Origin of the sequence: Kitasatospora sp. NPDC048239 (assembly GCF_043202015.1) — a bacterium.
Lineage (GTDB): Bacteria > Actinomycetota > Actinomycetes > Streptomycetales > Streptomycetaceae > Kitasatospora.
This window is the reverse complement of record NZ_JBICZP010000005.1, coordinates 179,497-201,009: the sequence shown is the minus strand read 5'-3', so window position 1 is coordinate 201,009 and position 21,513 is coordinate 179,497. Positions and strand designations below refer to the sequence as shown.

Genomic DNA, 21,513 nt, shown 5'->3' with positions numbered 1-21,513 from the left:
GCCACAGCTGGGCTAAACGATCGTGCCCGAGCCGGGCCCGCGGGCGGTCGGCGGCGTGCCGGGGGCCACCTGTTCGGCCCAGCGGGCGGGAGCCAACCAACAGTCCGGTGAAGATCCCTGACGAGATGTGGGGAGGTGTGGCGCACGGCTTCACGGCTCCGCTACGGTCTGGACCACGTCGGCGACCAGGGCGGGCCCGCGGTCGCGTCCACCGCCTTCGCAGGCCACCACGGGAGTCGTCATCAGCGCCCAGAGCACCCCGAGCGGCTCCCCGAGCACGCCGCGCAGCCCCCGGAGCAACCCGAGCACCGCCCCGAACGCCCCGGGCCCGCTCACCCTCCCCGACCTGCTGGACCACCGGGCGGGCCTGCACCCCGACCGGGTCGCCCTGCTGACGGCGGGCGGCGGCGGCCTCGGCTACGGGCGGTGGCGCGAACGGGCCGTCCGGGCCGCGCACGCCCTGGCCGCGGCGGGGGTACGGCCTGGTGACCGGATCGCGCTGCTCTTCACCAACCGGGAGTGGGAGGAGTACGCCGTGGCGTTCCTGGCCGCCCACTACGCGGGCGCGGCGGCCCTGGTGGTCCGCGAGGACCTGTCGGCGGCGGACACCGCCCGGCTGGTGGAGGCCGCCGGGGCGCGCTGGGCGATAACCGGCGACGGCCGCGCGACGGCGCCGGTCGGCCTCCCGTCGCAGCCCTCCTTGACGCCGGGCCTCGTCCTCCCGCCGGGCGTCGCCCTCCCGCTGGACCGGCTGGAGGCCGAGGGGTCGGCCGACAGCGAGCCGCCGCACCGGCCGGCGCCAGGGGACCTCGCCCAGGTGATCGGCACCTCGGGCACCACCGGCGCGCCCAAGGGCGTCCGCGCCGCCCACGCCAGCCTGACCGCCGGGCTGGTGCGCGACCCCCGCCCGCGCCCCTACGCGCACTCCCGGTACGCCGTGCACGCCTTCCCGATCGGCACCAACGCCGCCCAGGTGGTGCTGGTGAACGCGCTCACCGCGCAGCCCGCCACCATCTGCCTGCCGCGCTTCGAGGCGGCGGAGTTCGGCCGGGTGGTGGAGGAGTACCGGGCGGGCACCGTCTTCCTGGTGCCGTCGATGGCCGTCGAGCTGCTGAACTCGCGGATCGCCGAGCAGCGCGACCTGACCAGCGTGCTGCTGGTGAGCTGCTCGGCCGCCGCCCTGCCGGGGGCGGTCGCGGCCGGACTGGCGGCGGCGCTGCCCAAGGCGACCCTGGTCAACACCTACACCTCGGCCGAGGCGTCCCCCGCCCAGATCTCCGCGATCGTGGACACCCGGCGGCCCGGTTCGGTGGGCCGCCCGGCCGACCCGGGCGACCTGCGGATCCTGGGCGCCGACGGCGTACCCGTCGAGCCCGGCGGCACCGGCGAGGTCTGGCTGCGCCAGCCCGGTCCGGCCCGCGGGTACGTCGGCGACGAGGAACGCGGCGGCGCCGTGTTCCGGGACGGCTGGGTGCGGATGGGCGACCTCGGGCGACTCGACCAGGACGGCTTCCTGCACCTGGTGGACCGGGAGGGCGACCTCATCAAGTCCGGTGCGCTGAAGGTCTCCACGCTGCGGATCGAGGAGGTGCTGCACGAGCACCCGCAGGTCGCGGACGCGGCGGCGCTCGGCGTGCCGCACCCGGTGATGGGCAGCGTCCCGGTGGCGGCGGTCGTCCCGGCGGCCGACGGGCTGGACCTGGACGCGCTGCGGCTGTTCCTGAGCGCCCGGCTGGCCCGCCCGGAGCTGCCGGTGCGGATCCTGGTGACCGACGACCTGCCGCGCAATCCCAGCGGCAAGGTGGTCAAGCACGAGCTGCGGGCCCGCTTCGAGCAGGACCAGGCGCCGGGCGGCGGCGCCGACGGCGGTACCGCGCCCGCGACCGCCGTCGAGCTGGCGCTCGCCGCCCTCTGGCGCAAGGTCCTGGGGCGCCCGGTCCGGGCGGTCGAGGAGGAGTTCTTCGCGCTCGGCGGGGACTCCTTCCGGGCGGTCCAGCTGGCCGCCGCGATCTCCGCCGAGTTCGGGGTGGCGGCCGGGACGGCGCTGGTCTTCGAACGGCCCTCGCTGCGGGCCCAGGCCGCCTGGCTCGCACGGACCGGATCCGGCGGACGGACCGGGTCCGCCGGACGGGACGAACCGGCGGACGGGTCGGCGCACGGGTCGGCGGAGGTGTCCCCGTTCCTCCGGGCGCTGCGGGCGCAGCCGCACGAGCTGCCGCTCACCTCCCAGCAGGAGAACTTCCTGCGGTGGACGGCCGAGGCCCCGGGCCGCAGCATCGGCTCGGTGGTCGCGGTGTTCCGGGTCACCGAGGAGCTGCGCACGGACGTGCTGAGCCGCGCGCTGCTGGAGGCGGTGCGGCGCAATCCGGCGCTGCGCACCCGTTTCGTGCCGGTGGACGGCACCGAGCCGGGTGTGGTCCGCACCGTCCTGGACGAGCAGCCGCGGGCCGACGTGCTGCTGGTGGACGCGCCCGGGGAGGACGACGCGCGGGTGTCGGCCCGGCTGATCGCCGAGCGGGACCGGCTGACCGATCTGGCCCGCGATCCGATGACCAGGCTGGTGGTGGTGAGCCGGGGCCCGGCGGAGCACGTCGTGCTGCTGGCGGTGCACCACATCGTCGCCGACGGGTGGTCGGTCGGCGTGCTGCTGCGGGAGCTGGGGGTGCTCTACTCGGCGCTGCGGCGCGGGCGCCCGGCTCCGGCGCCCCGGCCGGGCCCGGCGTACCGGGAGCTGGTCGAGTGGTCGAACGGGCACTGGACGGCGTCGCGGGCGCACTTCGCCCGGACGCTGGCGGGCGCGCCGGAGGCGGTGGACCCGTTCCCGGGGCGGGGCGAGGTGGAGACGGTGCTGAGCGAGGCGCACCGGTTCACCGTGTCGGCCGAGCGGGCGCAGGCGCTGCGGGCGCGGGCGGCCGAGCTGGGCGCGACGCCGTTCCTGGCGGTGGCGGCGCTGTGGACCGGGCTGCTGGCCGCGCACAGCGGGCAGTCGGACCTGGTGCTGATGACGCCCGTCCCGGGGCGGACCAGGCCGGAGGCCGAGCGGGCGGTGGGCTGCTTCGTCCAGTCGCTGCTGGTGCGGGTGGACGCGGGCGGCTCGCCCGGGTTCGCCGAGTTGCTGGACCGGGTGCGGGCCGCGTCGACCGCCGCGCTGGACCACCAGCTGTACCCGTTCGCCGAGTTCAGTCCGCGGGTGCCGTTCGCGGCCTGGCTGCGGTACGAGAGCTGGAGCGCCCCGGCGCAGCTGCCGGGGATGGCCTGCGAGGAGTGGGAGCTGCCGCGCAACACCACGGTGCCCTGGCCGATGCCGGGCGGCGACCGGCACGTGCCGGAGCTGATGGTCGCCGAGCAGCCGGACGGGAGCCTGCGCTGCTGGCTGCGGTACAACGGGCACGCGTTCACGCCGGAGGCGGTCGCGGGGCTGGCGGCGCGGTTCACGGCGGCGCTGGACGCGGCGGCTCCGGACGTGGTGGAGCTGGACGTGGTGGAGCTGGACGTGGTGGAGCTGGACGTGGTGGCTCCGGACGCGGCGGCGGGGGCTGTGGGGGTCGTCCCGGAGGTCTCGGCCCCGGCCTGACGGGTGGGCCCGTTCGGGCCAGCGGGGAGGCGGGCGGCGCGGGGCGGACATACGTTGGCGATCGCTCCCCCACGGCCTCGTGGAGCGCCGCTCCGGGCCGTCCGGTCCAGAGAGGCGCCTCGGCATGACGCTCGACGTAACGAAGAAGCGAGGGCCGCGGTCCGCCTCGCGGTCCGCCGGCAGCCCGTCCGCGGCCGCTCCCCCGGCCGCCGCTCGCCGGTCCGCCCGGCGGGTCACGGCGGCGGGGCTGGCCCTGGCCGGTCTGCTGGCCGCCGCCGGGTGCTCCGGCTCGCAGCCCGCGGACGCACCGGCGGCCGGCGCGGTGACGGCCGTCCCGGTCGCGGTGAGCCCCTCGCCCTCGCTGCCGCCCGGCGTGAGCGGCTCGCTGTCGCCCGGTCCGAGCGGCTCGCCGTCCGTCGGTTTCAGCGGCACGCCGAGCGCCGGCGCGAGCGGCTCCGTCGTGCCGCTCACCCCCGATGTGGTGGCCCGGCTGGACGCCGCGATCGAGCGGGTGCGCACCCAGGCCGCCGTCCCGGGCGTCATCGTCGGCCTGACCACCCCGGGCGGCAGCTACCAGAAGGCGTTCGGGGTCGCCGACAAGGTGGCGGGCACACCGATGTCGACCGGCCTGAACATGCGGATCGGCAGCGAGACCAAGACCTTCACCGTCACCGGCCTGCTGCGGCTGGTGGACCAGGGCAGGCTCGGCCTCGACGATCCCGTCTCCAAGTACGTCCAGGACGTGCCGAACGGCGGGAACATCACCCTGCGCCAGCTGGCCGACATGCGCAGCGGCCTGTTCCCGTACACCGCGGACCAGGTCTTCGTGCAGACCTTCCTGGCCAACCCGCAGCAGGTGTTCACCCCGCGGCAGCTGCTCGGCTACGGCTTCAAGCACCCGGCGAACTTCGCGCCGGGGGCGGCGTTCGAGTACTCCAACACCAACACCGTGCTGCTCGGGGTGGTGATCGAGAAGGTGAGCGGCCAACCGCTCGACGTCTTCCTGAAGCAGCAGGTGATGGACCCGGCGGGGCTCGGGCGGACGGTGTTCCCGACCGACGCCGCCTTCCCCGAGCCGCACGCCCGCGGCTACACCGACCAGACGCCGGACGGAACCGTCGCGGACGCGACGGACTGGAACCCGTCCTGGGCGTGGGCGGCCGGGGCGATGATCTCCGACCTGCCCGATCTGCAGACCTGGGCCAAGGTGGTGGCGACCGGCACGCTGCTGAAGCCCGCCACCCAGGCCCAGCGGCTGGCCGCGCCGTCGACCGGGGTGCCCGGCACGGCGTACGGGCTTGGGATCTTCGAGGACCACGGGTGGATCGGGCACAACGGCTCGCTGCCCGGGTACCAGAGCCTGGTGCTGTACCTGCCGTTCGCGCAGGCCTCGCTGGTGGTGCTGCTGAACACGGACATCTCCTCGGCCGGGCAGGCGCCGTCGACGCTGTTCGGGCAGGCGATCACCGAGATCGTCTCGCCGCAGAACGTGTTCACCCTGTCGGCGGAGGAGGACTCCGGCGGGTCGGCTTCGGCCTCCGCCTCGGGCTCGGCGTCGGGAGCAGGGTCCTCGGCCTGACCCCGCCCGCCCGTCCGCGGCCCCGGCTCCCCGTGGGGGGCCGGGCCGCACCCGTCCGGCGGTCGGTCGGCGGCGGGCCGGTCGGCGGGGGTCAGTCGGCCAGCCGCCCGGCGGCCTCCTCCTCGGTGAGGGCGTCGATCTCGGCGATCAGCAGAGCCTCGATCCTGGCGGCCAGGGCAGCCGGGGTGGGGCGCTCGAAGACGTCGCGGATCGGCACGTCGAGCCCCACCCCCGCCCTGATCCGGGCGGCCACCCTGGTGACCAGCAGCGAGTCGCCGCCGAGCTCGAAGAAGTCGTCCAGCACGCCGACCCTGGGCACGCCGAGCACCTCCTGCCAGAGCTCGGTGACCAGCTGCTCGGCGTCGGTGCGCGGTGCGACGTACTCCCGGGCGCCGTCGGCGGCCCCGTCGGGAGCAGGCAGGGCGGCGGTGTCGAGCTTGCCGTTGGCGGTCAGCGGCAGGGTGTCGAGCAGGACGACGGCGTCCGGGACCATGTAGACCGGCAGCCGCAGGGCGAGGTGCTCGCGCAGCTCGGCCGGCTTGGGCTCGGCCCCCGGCCGCGGCACGGCGTACCCGAGCAGCCGGCGCCCGTCACGGAGCACCACGGCGGCGCCGGCGACGTCCGGGTGGGCGGTCAGCGCGGTCTCGATCTCGGCGGGCTCGATCCGGTAGCCGCGGAGCTTCAGCTGCTCGTCGGCGCGGCCGAGGTACTCCAGCTGTCCGTCGGCGCGCCAGCGGGCCCGGTCCCCGGTGCGGTACATCCGGCCCCCGGCGTACGGGTCCGGCGGGAACGCCTGCGCGGTCAGGTCGGGCCGGGCCAGGTAGCCGCGGGCGAGGCCGGCGCCGCCGATCGACAGCTCGCCCTCGGCGCCGGCCGGGAGCAGGCCGCCGTACTCGTCCAGGACGTACAGCCGCACCCCGGGCAGCGGGCGGCCGAGCGGGGGGCGGCGCCCGGTGTCGGGCTCGCCGAGCTCGGCGGCGGTGACGATGACGGTGGCCTCGGTCGGACCGTAGGTGTTGACCAGCCGGACGGTGTCGCCGTGCCGGTCGCGCCACCCGGCGACGGTGTCGGCCCGGGCCTCGGAGCCGCCGAGGACGACCAGCCGCAGCGCCGCCGGCCAGGGGGTCTGGTCGCCGAGCGAGACCAGCTCCTGCCAGTAGGCGGTGGGCAGGTCGAGCACGGTGACGGCCGCGCCGGCGGGTGTGCGGAGCAGGTCCGGCAGAGTCCTGCCGCCGCCGGGCAGCAGCACCACACAGGCGCCGGAGCAGAGCGCGGGCCAGAGCTCCTCGGCGTGGGTGTCGAAGCCGATCGAGGCGAACTGGACGATCCGGTCGGCGGGTTGGAGCGCGTAGCCGGTGGGCCCGGCCATCCAGTCGACCCGGGCGGCGAGGGCGCCGTGCTCGACGGCGACGCCCTTCGGGGTGCCGGTGGAGCCCGATGTGTAGAGGACGTAGGCCAGGCCCGCGGGGTCGCTCCCGGGCAGGGCCGCGACGGGGCCGGCGGATGCGTTGGCGTGGTCGGCCGGTGCCGCGACCGGGTCGGCCGGTACGGGCAGCGCCGGTACGCCGAGGTCGGAGCCGGCCTCGGCGCCGAGCAGGAGGGCCGCGTCGGCCTCGTGCAGCATCAGCCGCTGCCGGTCCTCCGGGTGGGCCGGGTCGAGCGGCAGATAGCCGGCGCCGGCCTTCCAGATCGCCAGCAGGGCCGTGACCAGCTCGAAGGACGGCGCGAGCCGCACCGCCACCGTCCGCCCCGCGACCGGTCCGAGCTCGGCGGCCAACAGTGAGGAACGGCGGTCGAGTTCGGCGTAGGAGAGGTGCCGGCCTTCGCACTCCAGGGCGGGGGCGTCGGGCCGGGCGGCGACCTGCTCGGCGAAGCGCTCCACCACCGGGCGGACGGTGTCCGCGGCGGCCGGGCCGGCGCCGAGCGCGAGCAGTTCGGCGCGCTCGTCCGGGTCGATCAGCCAGTCCGCCTGCAGCGGGAGTTCCGGGTCGTCGACGATCCGGGTCAGCAGGGTGCGGCAGCGCCGGCCGAGCGCCTCCACGGTGGCGCGCTCGAAGACCTCGCGGTCGAAGCAGAAGGACAGCGCCATCCCGCCGTCGGCGGTGCGCCAACTGTCCAGCAGCAGATCGGTCTTGGCCTGTTCGAAACCGGAGTCCATGCTTGCGGTCCGGACCCCGGCGGGCAGGGCCGGCTCGCCGCTGCCGTCGGCCAGGTCGTACTGGCTCTGGTGGACGAAGACGGCCTGGTAGAGCGGGCCGGCGCCGGCCTCGGCGGGCAGGCCGAGGTGGGCGGCCAGCCGCTCCACGGGGACGTCCTGGTGGCTGAGCGCCGCCAGGGTCGCGGAGCGGACCCTGCGCAGGACGGTCCGGTAGTCCGGCTCCCCGGTGAGGTCGGCGCGGATGACACCCGTCTTGCTGAAGTAGCCGAGGAGCGGCTCGTGCGCGGTCTCGTTGCGCCCGGCCAGCGGGGTGCCGACCACGAAGTCGCGGCTGCCGGTCCAGCGGGCGAGCACGCACTGGTAGGCGGCGAGCAGCACCATGAAGGGGGTGCAGCGCTGCTCACGGGCCAACCGGTCGACGGCGGCGGTGAGGGCCGGGTCGAGGGTGACGGTGACGAAGCCCGCCGGGTGGGCCGGGTCCGCAGGCCGTGGGTAGTCGAGCGGCAGCCGCAGGGTGCCCGTCCCGGCCAGCCGCTCGGCCCAGTACCGGAACGCCTCCTCGGCGCCCCCGGCAGCGGCCCTGTCCCGCTCGGCGCGAGCGAAGTCGCCGTACTGGAGGGCGAGTTCCGGGAGGTCTGCGGGGGCCTCGCCGAGCTCGTCGCGGTAGAGGGCGAGCAGTTCGCGCCACATCGTCCGGAAGGACCAGCCGTCGGAGACGATGTGGTGCAGCACGACGCAGAGGGCGTGCTCGTCCTCGCCCGAGCTGACCAGCGCGGCGCGCAGGGGCGGGCCCTCGGCGAGGTCGAAGGGGGCGTTCACGAAGGGCCGGCAGGCCTCGGTGAACCCCTCCTCCGTTGCACCTACCTGGAGTTCGATCCGCACGAGGTCGATCTCCCGGGCGGGCTGGACCAGCTGGACGGGCTCCTCGCCGTCGAGGGCGAAGCGGGTCCGGAGGATCTCGTGCCGGTCGGTGAGCCGGTGGAGGGCGCCGCGCAGGGCCTGCGGGTCGATCGGGCCGCTCCAGCGGCGGTTGAGGTACATGGTGAACCCGGCGTCGTCCGGGTGGAGTTGCTGGAGGAACCAGAGCCGGCGCTGGTCCACCGTGAGCGGGTGGCTGCGGAGGGCGTCGGGGCTGTTCACGGTGCGACCTCGTTCTTGGCGGTCTCGGCGGTCTCGGCGGTCTTGGCGGGACCGGTGGTCAGGGTGCGCTCGGCGGTCAGGGTGCGCTCGGCGCGGGCCCGGAGGGCCTCCAGGCCGACCAGGTCGTCGGACTCGGCGTCGGGGACGTCCCGGTCGAAATGCGCCAGGGCGGGAATGCAGAGGCAGATCAGGGCGAGTGCCGCCATGGCCAGGCCGAACAGCAGGTAGAGCAGGCCGATGCCGCGTCCTTCCCCGGTGCCGATGAACCGGCCGACGGTGTCGGCGAGGGCGCCGTCGCCGTCCATCAGCGGCTGGAGCAGCTTCGGTCCGAAGGGTGCCACCACGGCGAAGCCGATCGGCAGGGTGGACCAGGCGACCATGGTGTTCACGGCGATCACCCGGCCGTGGAAGCGCAGCGGCACCTTGGTCTGGATGATCGTGGCGTACACGCCGTTCACCAGCGCCAGCCCGTAGGTCATGCCGAACGCGCCGAGCGCGACCACCACGATGGACGGCCGCAGGCCGGTCACCAGGCAGGCGGCGGCGAGGGCGAGGGTGGAGAGCAGGACTCCGCGCAGCCGCAGGTGCCGGGGTCCGCCCCAGACCAGCAGCGTGATCCCGCCGAGGACGGCGCCCAGACCAGCAGCCGTGGAGACCCAGCCGGCGGCCGACAGCGGGGCGAAGGAGAGCACCAGCGGGGTGGTGAGCAGGAACAGCGGCGAGAGGAAGATGTTCAGCACCGCGAAGAAGAACAGCATCGCCCGGAAGTTCCTGCTGCCGAGGGCCCGGTGGAAGCCGGCCCGGATCTCGGTCGCCACGCTCTCCCGGCGGCTGAAGGCCATCACGTCGGGGAACCGGACCGCGAGGGTGATGGCGGTGGCGACGGCGTAGCTGGTCACGTCGAGCGTGAGGATACCGCCGAGGCCGATCGCGGAGAGCAGGCCGACGGCGAACAGCGGGACGAGGAACTGGGCGAAGCCGAAGGCCATTTGGACCACGCCGTTGGCGCGTCCGAGGTAGCGCTTGGGCACCAGTTGCGGCACCGCCGAGCCCCAGGCGAGGCGTTGGAAGGTCAGCGCGGTGGAGAGCACCCCGATCAGGACGTAGGCGTGCCACACCTCCAAGGACCCGGTGAGGTAGAGCACCAGCATCAGGGCCTGGGTGGCGCCCGCCGCGAGGTCGCCGTAGAGCATGATCCGGCGCCGGTCGTTGCGGTCGACCAGCGCGCCCGCGATCGGTGCGGAGAGGATGCCGGGGACGAGTCCGCAGGCGGCGAGCAGGCCGAACTGCACCAGGGAGCCGGTCTTGAGGTAGATCCAGATGGGGAGGGCGAACTCGGTGAGTGCCGAGCCGATCATCGAGACCTGCTGGCCGGAGGCGACGGTGAGGAAGCGGCCCATCGTCGGGCGGATCTCCGCGCGCCCGCCCGTCCGGGTCTCGCGGGAGGCCTTGGCCCTGTCGCCTGAGCCCGGGTCGGGTCCGTCGTGCGGGTCGTGTCGGTCGGGGTCGGGTTCGCGGGAGACGTCCTCCAGCCACCACGTGGACTCCTCGCGCCGGTGGTGGACCTCCTCCGTCCCCGCCGCGATCGAGCGGTGGACACCCGTCACGATGTCCGCCAACTCCCGGGCCCGGTACTTCAGATAGAAATGCCCCGCCTCGTCCAGCACCACCACCGCCGCGGTCCCCGCGATCCGGTGCCACTCACGGAACCGCTCCTGATAGAAATCCGTCGCCGGATCCCGATCCCCGCACACCGCCACCACCGGCGCAGCGATCCGCCCGCCCTCGCCCGCGAACAGCTCGGTGAAGTAGCGTTCCGCCTCCTTGGTGCCCACCCGGCGGTTGCGCACGATCAGCCGCAGCTGGTCCGCGTCCACCTCGTCGGTGTCCAGGCCCGCGGCCGCCAGGGCGTTGACCATGCCCTGGTCGCTGCGCCAGCGCTCCGCCAGCCCCGCGAACCACTCCCCGACCGCGGCGCTGCGGCCCTGGGGGCGGGCGAAGGGGAAGATCCCGCCCAGGTAGAGCGCCTCCACCTCCCGCCCCGCGGCCTCCACCAGCCGGGTGATCTCCACCGCCAGGCGCACCCCGACGCCGCAGTGTCCGTAGAGGACGACGCGTCCGGGTACGTTCTCCACGATCTCGCGTGCGCACAGGGCGGCGACCTCGTCGATGCCCACCGCGTCCTCGCCCAGCTCGTGGCCGGGCACCGCGATCGAGTGCAGCGCCCAGTCGGCGGGCAGCGCGTCCGCGAGCGGCTTGTAGATCAGCGCACTGCCCCCGCCGTACGGCGCGCACACCACACTGCCGGTGGTGTGTGCCCGCTCGGGGGTCAGCCGGTGCAGCAGCCGGCGCGGACCGCGGTCCGCCCCCGGATCCCCCACCAGCGCCGCAAGAGCGCGCACCGTCGGGTGCTGGAACAGGTCCATCACCCCCACCGGCACCGCCAGCTCGGGAAACGCCCGCCGCAACCGCGCCACCACCTGCGTCGCCAGCAGCGAATGACCCCCCAGCTCGAAGAAGTCGTCCAACGCCCCCACCCGCGGCACGTCCAGCAGATCCGCCCACATCGCGGCGACCAGCACCTCCTGCCCGGTGGCAGGCTCCACATAGCCCCCCACCGCCACCGTCTGCGGCTGCGGCAGCGCCCTGCGGTCCACCTTGCCGTGCGCCTGCAACGGCAACCGCTCCAGCACCACGTACCGCGCCGGCACCATGTAGTCCGGCAACACCTCCGACAACGCCGTGCGCAGTTGCGCCGCGGTGGGCGCGCTGCCGGGGCCGGGGCACTCCAGGTAGGCGACGAGGTTCTGTTTCACCCCCTCGCCGCGCGCCACCACCACCGCCTGCACCACCCCCGGCACACCCGACAGCACCGCCTCGATCTCCCCCGGCTCCACCCGGTAGCCCCGCACCTTGATCTGATCGTCACCGCGCCCCAGGAACTCCAACACCCCCCGCGCACCCCACCGCGCCACATCCCCCGTCCGATACAACCGCGCCCCCGGCCCACCGAACGGATCCCCCACAAACCGCTGCGCCGTCAGCTCCGCACGCCCCAGATACCCCCGCGCCAACCGCTCCCCGCCCACATACAGCTCACCCGCCACACCCGGCGGCACCGGCTCCATCGCCGCATCCAGAACCAGACACCGCGCCCCCGCCAGCGGCGAGCCCACCGGCGTACTGCCCGACCCCGCCACCGCACCCGCCACCACCTCGAACACACTCACACCCACCGTCGCCTCCGTCGGCCCGTAGTGGTTGAACACCCGGCACCCGCCCACCGAGGCCAACCCCTGCGCCCACGCCCACGACGACGCCTCACCCCCCAGCACCAGCGCCCGCCGCGGCAGCAACCGCTCCACCGCCACATCCGCCGACAACGCCGCCAGATGCGACGGCGTCATCTTCAGATAATCGATCCCCGCCCGCTCCAACTCCCCCGCCAGCTCCACCCCCGCAATCCGCCGCGGCAACAGATGCACCCGCCCACCCGTCGTCAACGCCAGATACAGCATCGTGATACTGAAATCGAACGACAACGACTGCAACAACCCGAACGACGCCCCCGCCGCCACCCCCAACCGCTCCCCCACCCCCACCAGGTAATTCACCACCTCACGATGCTGGACCGCCACCCCCTTCGGCTCCCCCGTCGAACCCGACGTATAGATCACATACGCCAGATCCCCCGGCCCCGACACCTCCTCCAACGCACCCCGATCCACCCCCTCCAACACCCCGCCGTCCACCACCACCACCTCCCCCGCGAACCCGGCGAACAACGCCCGCGACACCGCGTCCACCACCAGCACCCGCACCCCCGCATCCGCCACCAGCCGACCCAACCGCCCCACCGGCTGCTCCGGATCCAACGGCAGATACGCACCCCCCGCCTTCAACACCCCCACCAACGCCACCGCCAACTCCGGCGACTGCTCCAAACACACCGCCACCCGGTCATCACGCCCCACCCCCAGCGCCCGCAACCGCCGCGCCAACGCGTTCGCCCCGCCCTCCAACTCCCCGTACGACACCACCCGATCCCCGAACACCACCGCCGCCGCCCCAGGCGACAACGCCGCCGCCCGAGCCAACAACCCCGTCAGCGTCCCCCCACCACCAACCGGCAACTCCGGACCAACCGCCCACTCCTCCAACACCGCCACCCGCTCCGCCCCCGACACCAACGGCAACCGCGACACCGCCACCGAAGGATCAGCGACAGCGGCGGCGACCAGCAGCTCGAAGCGCTTGACGAAGCCATCGACGGTGCCTGCGTCGAAGAGGTCGGTCCGGTAGGTGAGCAGCCCGTAGAGTCCGCCGTCCTTCTTCTCCCGCATGTAGAGGGCGAGGTCGGCATGGGTGGTGGTGGCCTCGTAGCCGAAGCCCTCGGAGTCCAGCGCGGTCGCGACGGGGCCGGCGGCCGACTTGTCGCCGTAGTTCTGGAACGCGAAGGTCACCTGGAACACCGCGGAGCGGCTGACGTCCCGCTCCACCTCCAGATCCGCCACGATCTGCTCGAACGGCACCTCCTGGTGCGCGAACGCGTCCAGCGTCGACTCCCGCACCCGGGCCAGCAGCTGGCCGAAGCTCGGGTCGCCCTCCAACCGGGCCCGGATCGGCAGCATGTTCACGAACGCACCGACCACACCCTCCAGTTCACGGTGCAACCGACCGGCCACGGCCGAGCCGACCGCGAAGTCCCGCTGGCCGGAATGCCTGCCGAGCAGCACCTGGAGCGCGGTCATCAGCACCATGTAGGTGGAGGCTCCGGAGCGTCGGGCCAACTCGGCTATGTTCGCGGCAAGTTCACTGCTCCAGTGGAACTCCGTCGCGGCACCGTCGAAGGTGAGGACGGGCGGGCGGGCGCGGTCGGTGGGCAGGTCGAGCGCGGGAACCGCCTCCAGCTCGGACCGCCAGTACTCACGCGAGGCCGCCAGCGGACCACCCTCCTCCAGACGGGCCCGCTGCCACAGCGCATAGTCACCGAACTGCACGTCCAACACCGGCAGTTGCGCGGGAGTGCCGTGCGCGTGCTGGGCATAGAGCGCATCCAGCTCACGGTTGACGATGTCGATCGACCAGCCGTCGCAGACGATGTGGTGCATCACCAGAGCCAGGACATGGTCCCCCTCCCCGACCCGCACCAGCAGCGCCCGCAGCAGCGGACCCGCACCCAGGTCGAACGGCTCCCCGACCAGCGCACCGATCTCCCGCGCCGCACCCCCCTGCGGATCCCCCTCACCCGACACGTCCACGAACCGCGCCCCGAACGGCCCCGGCTCCCCGACGACAACCTCCGCCACCCCGTCCACCGAGGTCGGGAACACCATCCGCAGGCCCTCGTGCCGCGCCACCAGATCCGCCAGCGCCGCATCCAGCGCCACCCGGTCCAACGGCCCCCGCAACCGCCGCGCCGGAGCCAGCGCATACGCCGAACCACCCGGCGCGAACTGCTCCATGAACCACAACCGCTCCTGCCCGCTCGACAACGGCGGCACCACACCCGCCGCCCGCGGCTCCACCACCCGCGCCGGCGCGGCAGCACCACGCAACCGCCGGGCGAGCAGAGCCCGCTTGGTCGCGGACCAGTCGGTGGGAAGGTCGTGGGTATCGGTCATCGGAGTCCTGTTCAAGCGCACGGAAAAGCGATCCGTGGGGGAGGCGGGTGAAGTGAACGGCGAAGCGAACGGCGGGGCGGGGGCGGCTACCGGCAGACCCGGTGGCCGCCCCCGCGCCGGATCAGACGCGCTCGCGGACGGCGGCGGCGATGCCGGCCGGCGTGGGGACGTCGAAGAACACGTCGAAGTCGAGCTCCACACCGAGCGCGGTGCGGATCCGGGCGCTGATCTGGATGATCGTCAGCGAGTGCCCGCCGAGGTCGAACAGGTCCTCGTCCGGGCCGATGCCGGGCAGGTCCAGCACCTCGGACCAGATCCGCCGCACGGTCTCGACGACCTCGTCGGTCGGCCCCTCGTCGGTCGGCCCCTCGGCGGCCGGTTCGGCGGCGGGCGCCTCGCGCGGCGGAACGGGCAGGGCCCGGCGGTCGAGCTTGCCGTTCGGGGTGAGCGGCAGCCGCTCCAGGGCGAGGAAGCGCTGCGGCACCATGAAACCTGGCAGGGTCCGCAGCAGGTACTCGCGCAGCTCGCCCGGGGCTGGCGGGGCCACACCAGCGGGTACCACAAGGTAGCCCGCGAGGTACGGCTCCCCCGCGGTCTCCTCGTGCACGGCGGCGGCGGCCTCGGCGACGGCCGGGTGCTCCAACAGGGCCGACTCGATCTCACCCAGCTCGATCCGATGACCACGGATCTTCACCTGCTCATCGATCCGCCCCAGGAACTCCAGCTCACCCCCCGCCGTCCAGCACACCAGATCCCCGGTCCGGTACAACCGCTCCCCCGGCAGGCCGAACGGATCCCCCACGAACCGCTCCGCCGTCAACTCCGGCCGCCCCAGATACCCCTGGGCCACACCGTCACCACCCAGGTACAACTCCCCCGCCACCCCCACCGGCACCGGACGACGACACCCGTCCAGCACATACGCCCGGGTGTTGGCGATCGGACGCCCGATCCCCACCGACACCGCCCCCGCCAGGACCTCCCCGCACGTCGACCACACCGTCGTCTCCGTCGGCCCGTACACGTTGAACAACCGCCCCGTCACCGCCCCCAACTCCCGCGCCAGCGGCAACGGCAACACCTCACCCCCCACCAGCCCCACCACCGACGACAGCACCCCGCCACCGGCCCCCGCCAACAACACCCGCCACCCCGACGGCGTCGCCTGCACATGCGTCACACCCTCGGCCGCGACCAACCCGCACAGACCCCGGCCGTCCACCGCCAGACCCTCCGCCGCCACCACCAACCGCCCACCCGTCACCAGCGGCAGGAACAACTCCAGACCCGAGATGTCGAACGACAGCGACGTCAACCCCAACCACACACTCCCCGCCCCACACCCCAACCGCCCCGCAAACGACGACAACAGGTTCACCAAAGCCCGATGCCCCACCGCCACACCCTTGGGCCGCCCCGTCGACCCCGACGTGTACAGCACATACGCACGGTCCTCCGGCCCGGGGAGGGTGCCCACCGGGGCGCCGCCGCCCCGCGCGTCCGCGAGCCGCAGCACCGCCGGAGCGGCGGCCGCCACCCGCGGGGCGGGCTCGCGGTCGGCGAGCAGCAGGGTGGCGCCGGAGTCGGCGAGGATGAAGGCCAGCCGCTCCTCGGGGTAGGCCGGGTCCAGCGGCAGGTAGCCGGCGCCGGTGGCGAGGACGGCGAGCAGGACGGCCGGGAGCTCGGCGGTGCGGTCGAGGTGGAGGGCCACCAGGTCGCCGGGGCGCACCCCGGCCGCGACCAGCGCGGACGCCAGTTCGTCGACCCGGGCGAGGAGTTCGCGGTAGGTCAGCCGGCGTCCGCCGCCGGTCACCGCGACCGCCTCCGGTGCGGCCTCGGCCTGGGCGCGGACCAGGTCGAGGACGGTGCGGTCGGACGGGTAGTCCTGGGCGGTGTCGTTCCAGGCCTCGGTGACCAGGTGGAGCTCGGCGGCGTCCAGCAGCGGGAGGTCCCGGAGCGGGGTGCCGGGCGCGGCGACGGCGGCGGCCAGCAGGGTCGCGAGGTGTCCGGCGATCCGGCCCGCGGCGTCCGCGGGGAGGACGGCGGGGTCGTACTGCAGGGAGAGGTCGACGCCCTCGGTGCTGTCGACCACCTGCAGGTGGAGCGTGTTGCGGGCGGCGCCGTTGAACACCGACCAGTCCACCCGTACCGGGGTGTCCGCGAACCGCGGCTGCGGGCCGCGCCGCTGCCGGTAGCCCAGCGAGACGGGGGTCAGGCCGAGTCGGGGGCCGAGCCCGGCGACGGCCGACCCGAACGGCACCGTACGGAAGGGGTATCCGCCGCGCAGTTCGGCGCGCACGGCCCGGGCGTGGTCGTCGAAGGCGGTGTCGCCGCCGACGCCGGCGGGTGGGTGGACCGGCAGCTCGTTGACGAACAGGCCGATCTCACCGGCCTGTTCGGGTCTGCGGGTGGAGAGGGGCACGGAGACCGGTACGGACTCGCCGCCGTACCGGTGCAGCAGTCCGTGCAGCGCGGCGAGCAGGAACTCGAAGACGGTGACGCCGGTCCGCTCCGCCGCCGCTGCCAGCGCGGCGCGTTCGGTGCCGTCCAGCCGTCGGCCGACGGTCCGGCCCGGGCCCACGGCGGTCGGCGTGCGGGTGGCCCCGGGCAGCACCGGTTCGGTGGCGGCGGCCCAGCGCGGGCCGTACCAGTCGGCGGCACGCCGCACGAGCTCCGGGTCCGGCGCCTGCGCCACCACCGGTGCTGCGAGGGGCGGTTCGGCCGCCTGGCCGGGCGCGCCGCGCAGTGCGGCGCCGTACGCGTCGGCCAGGTCGGCGACCAGGACGTCCTTGGACTCCCCGTCGAACACCGCGTGATGGGCCACCACCAGCAACTCCGCGCCGCCGCCGGGCCGCTGGTACAGCGTGCAGCGGACCAGCGGGCCGCCGTCCGGGCCGAAGGGGCGGGCGGCCTCCTCCACCAGCCGCTTCTCCAGGCCGGCCGGGTCGTCACCGGTGGCGTCGACCACCTCCAACGCCACGTCCCGGTCGGCCCGTTCCAGCAGCACCCGGCCGTCGCGCTCCACCAGCCGCACCCCCAGCGCCCCGTGGCGCCGCGCCACCTGGCGGACCGCGCGCGCCAGCGCCTCGGCGTCGACCCGGTCGAAGGAGATCCGCACCGGCAGGTGGAGGGCCTCGCGGGCCAGCCCCAGCCGCTCGGTCAGCCACATGCCGTGCTGGGCGGGCGAGGCCGGGACGGCGGCGGCGTCCGGCGAGGGGGTCACGGGGAGGAGTTCGGGCATCTGCAGCTCGCTTAGGCAGTCGGAGAACGGTGCAGGAGCACGCTCCCGGACGTCGTCGGCGGCGATCCGGGTGCGGTGAGGCACGGCCGCCGGGTGGTGTCCGGCCCGCCCCCGGGACCGGCCGATCGGCCGCTGCGGCCCGGTCCGCCCGGCATCTCAGGATCCCCCCTGATGCACCGAGGCGGATCCGATCTTCCCCCGTGAAAGACCAATGGCCCAGACCTGCCGAGAGATTCGCATAGACCCCATGCCCCGTCAAGGGTTGTCCGCGCACCTCGGACGGGCCGTCATGTACGCGCCCAACCTGCAGCGATGCCCGTCAAGGCGCATACCGAGCAACCGTGGCACAGGCCTTGATCGCCCGTGGGACCGACGGTTCGTCAACCACCAAGCACCTGCGCCAGGTCGTACGAGACCGGCTCCTCCAGCTGCTCGTAGGTGCAGCTCTCCGGTGTCCGGTCAAGCCGCCAACGGCGGAACTGCGCGGTGTGCCGAAAGCGGGTGCCCTCCATGTGGTCGTACGCCACCTCGACCACCCGCTCGGGCCGCAGCGGCACCCAGGAGAGGTCCTTGCCGCCGGTCCAGCGGCTCTGCGCGCCGGGCAGCCGGGCGTCGGCGTGCGCCTGCTCGTCCGCCCAGGCCCCCCAGGGGTGGCCGGAGACATCGGGCATCCGCAGCGGTGCCAGCTCCTCGACCAGCTCCCGGCGGCGGGCCATCGGGAAGGCCGCGCAGACCCCGACGTGCTGGAGCCGCCCCTGCTCGTCGTTGATGCCGAGCAGCAGCGAGCCGACCACCGGGCCGCTCTTGTGCTCGCGGTAGCCGGCCACCACGCAGTCCGCGGTGCGCTCGTGCTTGACCTTGAACATGGTCCGCTCGCCCGGCCGGTACGGCCGGTCCAGCGGCTTGGCCACCACCCCGTCCAGCCCGGCGCCCTCGTACTGGGCGAACCAGGTCTGCGCCAGCTCGCGGTCGGTGGAGGCGGGCGCGATGAACACCGGATCGGCGGCCTGTGCGAGCGCCGCCTCCAGGGCCGGGCGTCGCACCGACAGCGGCTCCTCGACCAGGAGGTCCGAGCCGAGCGCGAGCAGGTCGAAGGCCACGAAGGAGGCCGGGGTCTGCTCGGCCAGCAGCCGCACCCGGCTGGCCGCCGGGTGGATGCGCTCCAGCAGCTCCTCGAAGCGCAGCCGCCCCTCGCGGGCGATCACCACCTCGCCGTCCAGTACGCAGCGCGGCGGCAGCTCCCGCCGGAAGGCCTCCACCAGCTCGGGGAAGTACCTGGTCAGCGGCTTGCCGGTACGACTGCCGAGCTCGACCTCGTCCCCGTCGCGGTAGACGATCGCACGGAAGCCGTCCCATTTGGCCTCGTACTGCATCCCCGGCGGGATCTTCGCGACCGACTTGGCGAGCATCGGCGCGACCGGCGGCATCACGGGCAGGTCCATGGTTCCGATCCTCACGCGTGCGGCCCGCAACCGCACGGCGAAATAGCGCGCGGAGGACGGAGCACGCCTAGCGTGTGAGGCATGGGCTCAGCCGTGGAACTGGATGTCGCCGGGCGTACCGTCCGGCTGTCGAACCCGGACAAGGTGTACTACCCCGAGCGGGGCTTCACCAAGTTGGACGTCGCGCAGTACTACCTGGCGGTCGCCGAGGGGGTGCTGCGCGGCCTGCGCGACCGGCCGACCACCCTGCAGCGCTTCCCCGACGGTGTGGAGGGCGAGTTCTTCTACCAGAAGCGGGCGCCCAAGAACCTGCCGGAGTGGCTGCCGACGGCCCGGATCGCCTTCCCCAGCGGGCGCACCGCCGACGAGATCTGCCCGACCGAGCCGGCGGCCGTGCTGTGGGCGGCCAACCTGGGCTGTCTGACGTTCCACCCGTGGCCCGTCCGGCGCGGTGACACCGAGCACGTCGACGAGCTGCGGATCGACCTCGACCCGCAGCCCGGCACCGACTTCCACGACGCCGTCCGGGCCGCGCACGAGCTGCGCGCGGTGCTGGAGGAGTACGGTCTGCGCGGCTGGCCGAAGTCCTCGGGCGGGCGCGGCCTGCACGTGTACGTGCCGCTGGAGCCGGAGTGGACCTTCACCGACGGGCGGCACGCGGTGATCGCGCTCGGCCGGGTCCTGGAGCAGCGGATGCCCGGGCGGGTGACCACCGCGTGGTGGAAGGAGGAGCGCGGCGAGCGGATCTTCGTCGACTACAACCAGATGGCGCGGGACCGCACCATCGCCTCCGCGTACTCGCTGCGCGCCCGGCCGCGGGCCACCGCCTCGGCGCCGCTGCGCTGGGAGGAGCTCGACGACGCGGCGCCGGAGGACTTCGACCTGCGGACGCTGCCCGCCCGGTTCGCCGAACTCGGCGATCTGCAGGCGGAGATGGACGGCCAGGCCTTCCGGCTGGAGGGGCTGCTGGAGCTGTACGAGCGGCAGGCCCGTGACGAGGGCCACGGCGAGCTCCCCTATCCGCCGGACCACCCCAAGGCGGCCGGTGAGCCGCCCCGGGTGCAACCGAGCCGGGCCCGCAAACAGTGATCTTGTATCCTGGCGCTCCGTAAGGGAACGGGTACCCGAACGGGTTACAGGGGGGCACGGGGCAATGGGCGAGCGCGGGTTGCGGGAGATCCTGGACGATGCCGCGGGCGGGGTCTTCCCGCCGTCGGACGGTTCGGTGACGGTGGTGAGCGGGCCGTCGCCGCGTGACACCGGGGTGATGTCGTTCTCGGCGCACGCGGTGGTGTTCACGGACGAGGACCCGGCCTGGGTGCGGGCCGCGCTGGCGGCCGCGCCGAGCGACCCGCTGGCGGCGCCGCTCTGTCCGCCGTTCCTGACGGCGCTCGCCGAGCGGACCGGACGGGTGGTCAACAACATCGACCTGGTCACCGTGGCCGACCGGCTGCCCGGCGAGCCGCCGCTGCCGCTGGAGCCGATCGAGGACCGGGAGCACCCCCGGGTCGCCCGGGCCCTGCGCTACCGGGACGACGTGCGGGTGTTCGCCGTCGACGGCGGCGTCCTGATCCTGGGCCGCGGGGTGGCCGGTCGGTGGGAGTGCGCGATCGAGGTCGACCCGCAGGCGCGCGGCCGGGGCCTGGGGCGGGCGCTCGCGCTCAGCGCCCGGCACCTGCTGCCGGAGGGCGGGTGGATCTGGTCGCAGCAGGCGCCCGGCAACGCGACCAGCGTCCGGGCGTTCCAGGCGGCCGGCTTCCGCCCGGTCGGCGCGGAGGCGCTGCTGGTGATGGGGCGGCCGTGAGCCCCGGCGCGGGTCCCGTGGCGGGCACCGTGGTGACCGCCGTCCCGGCTGACGTCCGGGCTCGGCTGGCCGTCCGCTTCGGCCCGGCCGCCGAGGCCTGGTGCGAGGCGCTGCCCGCGCTGGTGGACCGGCTGGCCCGGCGCTGGGGTCTGACCGTGGAGGCGGCCGGCGGGGGCGGGACGGCCCGCGTGTTCCGCTGTGTGCGGGCGGCGGACGGCGCCCGGGTCTGGCTGAAGCTGACGCCCGACGGGCAGGTCGCCGCGCACGAGGCGGCGGCGCTGCAGGCCTGGTCGGGGCTGGCGGAGGCCGTCCGGCTGCTGGACCACGACGCCGACGCGGCGGCGCTCCTGCTGGCGGACGTGCGCCCGGGCGGGACGCTGCGCGAGCGGCCGTGGGAGGCCGCTGAGGTCGCCGGGGTGCTGTCGGCGCTGCGCTCCACCCCGGTGGACGGCGTCGCCCTGCCGCCGCTGCGGGAGCGCGTGGACTTCCTCTTCGACCTCACCGAGCGCCGGGCGCCCGGCGTCGTCCCGCCGGCGGCCCGGGCCTTCGCCCTGGAGCTGGCCGGCTCCGGCACGCTCGCCCTGGTGCACGGCGACCTGCACCCCGGCAACGTCCTGGACGGGCCGGCCGGACCGGTGGCGATCGACCCGCGCCCCACCCTCGGCGACCCCGACTTCGACCTGGTCGACTGGGCCGTCGACGGCGTCACCGACCGGGCCGGACTGGAGCGGCGGATCGCCGGGCTGACCACCCTGGTGCCCGGGGCCGATCCGCAGCGCGTGCTCGGCTGGTGCCGCGCCCTGGCCGCGACCGTCGCCGCCCCGCGCGCCGCGGCGGGCCGCCGTGACGCGGAGACGGTCTTCCTGCTGGACCTGGCCGGGCTGTCGGCGCCGTAGCGGGACCGACGGGCTGCCAACGCGGCAACGGGACCGACGGGCTTCTCGGCGCCGT

Annotated in this window: 9 protein-coding genes; 5 read left to right on the top strand and 4 right to left on the bottom strand. The window is 74.6% G+C overall.

All coding sequences use genetic code 11. The features are described 5' to 3' along the window. The first annotated feature begins 127 nt into the window (after positions 1-127). Together ACGFZP_RS15575 and ACGFZP_RS15570 are read left to right on the top strand one after the other, a co-directional pair. Positions 128-3,574, top strand: a complete 3,447-nt coding sequence (locus ACGFZP_RS15575) for an AMP-binding protein (RefSeq protein WP_392932547.1) — start codon at positions 128-130, stop codon at positions 3,572-3,574. 124 nt (positions 3,575-3,698) lie between these two features. Then, complete coding sequence (locus ACGFZP_RS15570; protein ID WP_392932544.1) at positions 3,699-5,153, top strand: serine hydrolase domain-containing protein; 1,455 nt, start codon at positions 3,699-3,701, stop codon at positions 5,151-5,153. A gap of 91 nt (positions 5,154-5,244) precedes the next feature. Here the strand turns inward: ACGFZP_RS15570 and ACGFZP_RS15565 are convergent, their stop codons facing one another. The 4 genes from ACGFZP_RS15565 to ACGFZP_RS15550 all read right to left on the bottom strand — a co-directional run bounded on the left by ACGFZP_RS15565 (position 5,245) and on the right by ACGFZP_RS15550 (position 18,758). Further along, positions 5,245-8,451 (bottom strand): amino acid adenylation domain-containing protein, encoded by a 3,207-nt coding sequence (locus ACGFZP_RS15565; RefSeq protein ID WP_392932541.1) that lies wholly within the window; start codon positions 8,449-8,451, stop codon positions 5,245-5,247. Continuing rightward, the gene (locus tag ACGFZP_RS15560) at positions 8,448-14,075 is read right to left on the bottom strand and encodes an amino acid adenylation domain-containing protein (protein WP_392932539.1); all 5,628 of its coding nucleotides are present in this window, start codon (positions 14,073-14,075) and stop codon (positions 8,448-8,450) included. Before ACGFZP_RS15560 ends, ACGFZP_RS15565 begins: the two co-directional genes overlap by 4 nt. Positions 14,076-14,196: 121 nt before the next feature. Further along, the gene (locus ACGFZP_RS15555; RefSeq protein WP_392932537.1) at positions 14,197-17,400 is read right to left on the bottom strand and encodes an amino acid adenylation domain-containing protein; all 3,204 of its coding nucleotides are present in this window, start codon (positions 17,398-17,400) and stop codon (positions 14,197-14,199) included. Between the two features lie 296 nt (positions 17,401-17,696). Further along, positions 17,697-18,758: an ATP-dependent DNA ligase gene (locus ACGFZP_RS15550; RefSeq protein ID WP_392932534.1), complete on the bottom strand. Its 1,062-nt coding sequence runs from the start codon at positions 18,756-18,758 to the stop codon at positions 17,697-17,699. A gap of 81 nt (positions 18,759-18,839) precedes the next feature. On the opposite strand from ACGFZP_RS15550, the gene ligD reads away from it, so the two are divergent. From ligD to ACGFZP_RS15535, 3 genes are all read left to right on the top strand, one after another. After that, positions 18,840-19,847, top strand: a complete 1,008-nt coding sequence (gene ligD / locus ACGFZP_RS15545; protein ID WP_392932532.1) for a non-homologous end-joining DNA ligase — start codon at positions 18,840-18,842, stop codon at positions 19,845-19,847. A 64-nt stretch (positions 19,848-19,911) separates the two neighbouring features. Then, positions 19,912-20,562 carry a GNAT family N-acetyltransferase gene (locus ACGFZP_RS15540; RefSeq protein WP_392932530.1) on the top strand — a complete coding sequence of 217 codons (651 nt, stop codon included), beginning with the start codon at positions 19,912-19,914 and terminating at the stop codon, positions 20,560-20,562. Continuing rightward, positions 20,559-21,458 carry an aminoglycoside phosphotransferase family protein gene (locus tag ACGFZP_RS15535; protein WP_392932529.1) on the top strand — a complete coding sequence of 300 codons (900 nt, stop codon included), beginning with the start codon at positions 20,559-20,561 and terminating at the stop codon, positions 21,456-21,458. The genes ACGFZP_RS15540 and ACGFZP_RS15535 overlap by 4 nt, the downstream gene beginning before the upstream one ends. The last annotated feature ends 55 nt before the right edge of the window (positions 21,459-21,513 follow it).

What these genes read in the sequence shown, in the direction of transcription:
- ACGFZP_RS15570 (WP_392932544.1), top strand. Translation starts at nt 3,699, where the DNA reads ATGACGCTCGACGTAACGAAGAAGCGAGGGCCGCGGTCCGCCTCGCGG.
- ACGFZP_RS15560 (WP_392932539.1), bottom strand. Translation starts at nt 14,075, where the DNA reads ATGACCGATACCCACGACCTTCCCACCGACTGGTCCGCGACCAAGCGG.
- ACGFZP_RS15550 (WP_392932534.1), bottom strand. Translation starts at nt 18,758, where the DNA reads ATGGACCTGCCCGTGATGCCGCCGGTCGCGCCGATGCTCGCCAAGTCG.
- ligD (WP_392932532.1), top strand. Translation starts at nt 18,840, where the DNA reads ATGGGCTCAGCCGTGGAACTGGATGTCGCCGGGCGTACCGTCCGGCTG.
- ACGFZP_RS15540 (WP_392932530.1), top strand. Translation starts at nt 19,912, where the DNA reads ATGGGCGAGCGCGGGTTGCGGGAGATCCTGGACGATGCCGCGGGCGGG.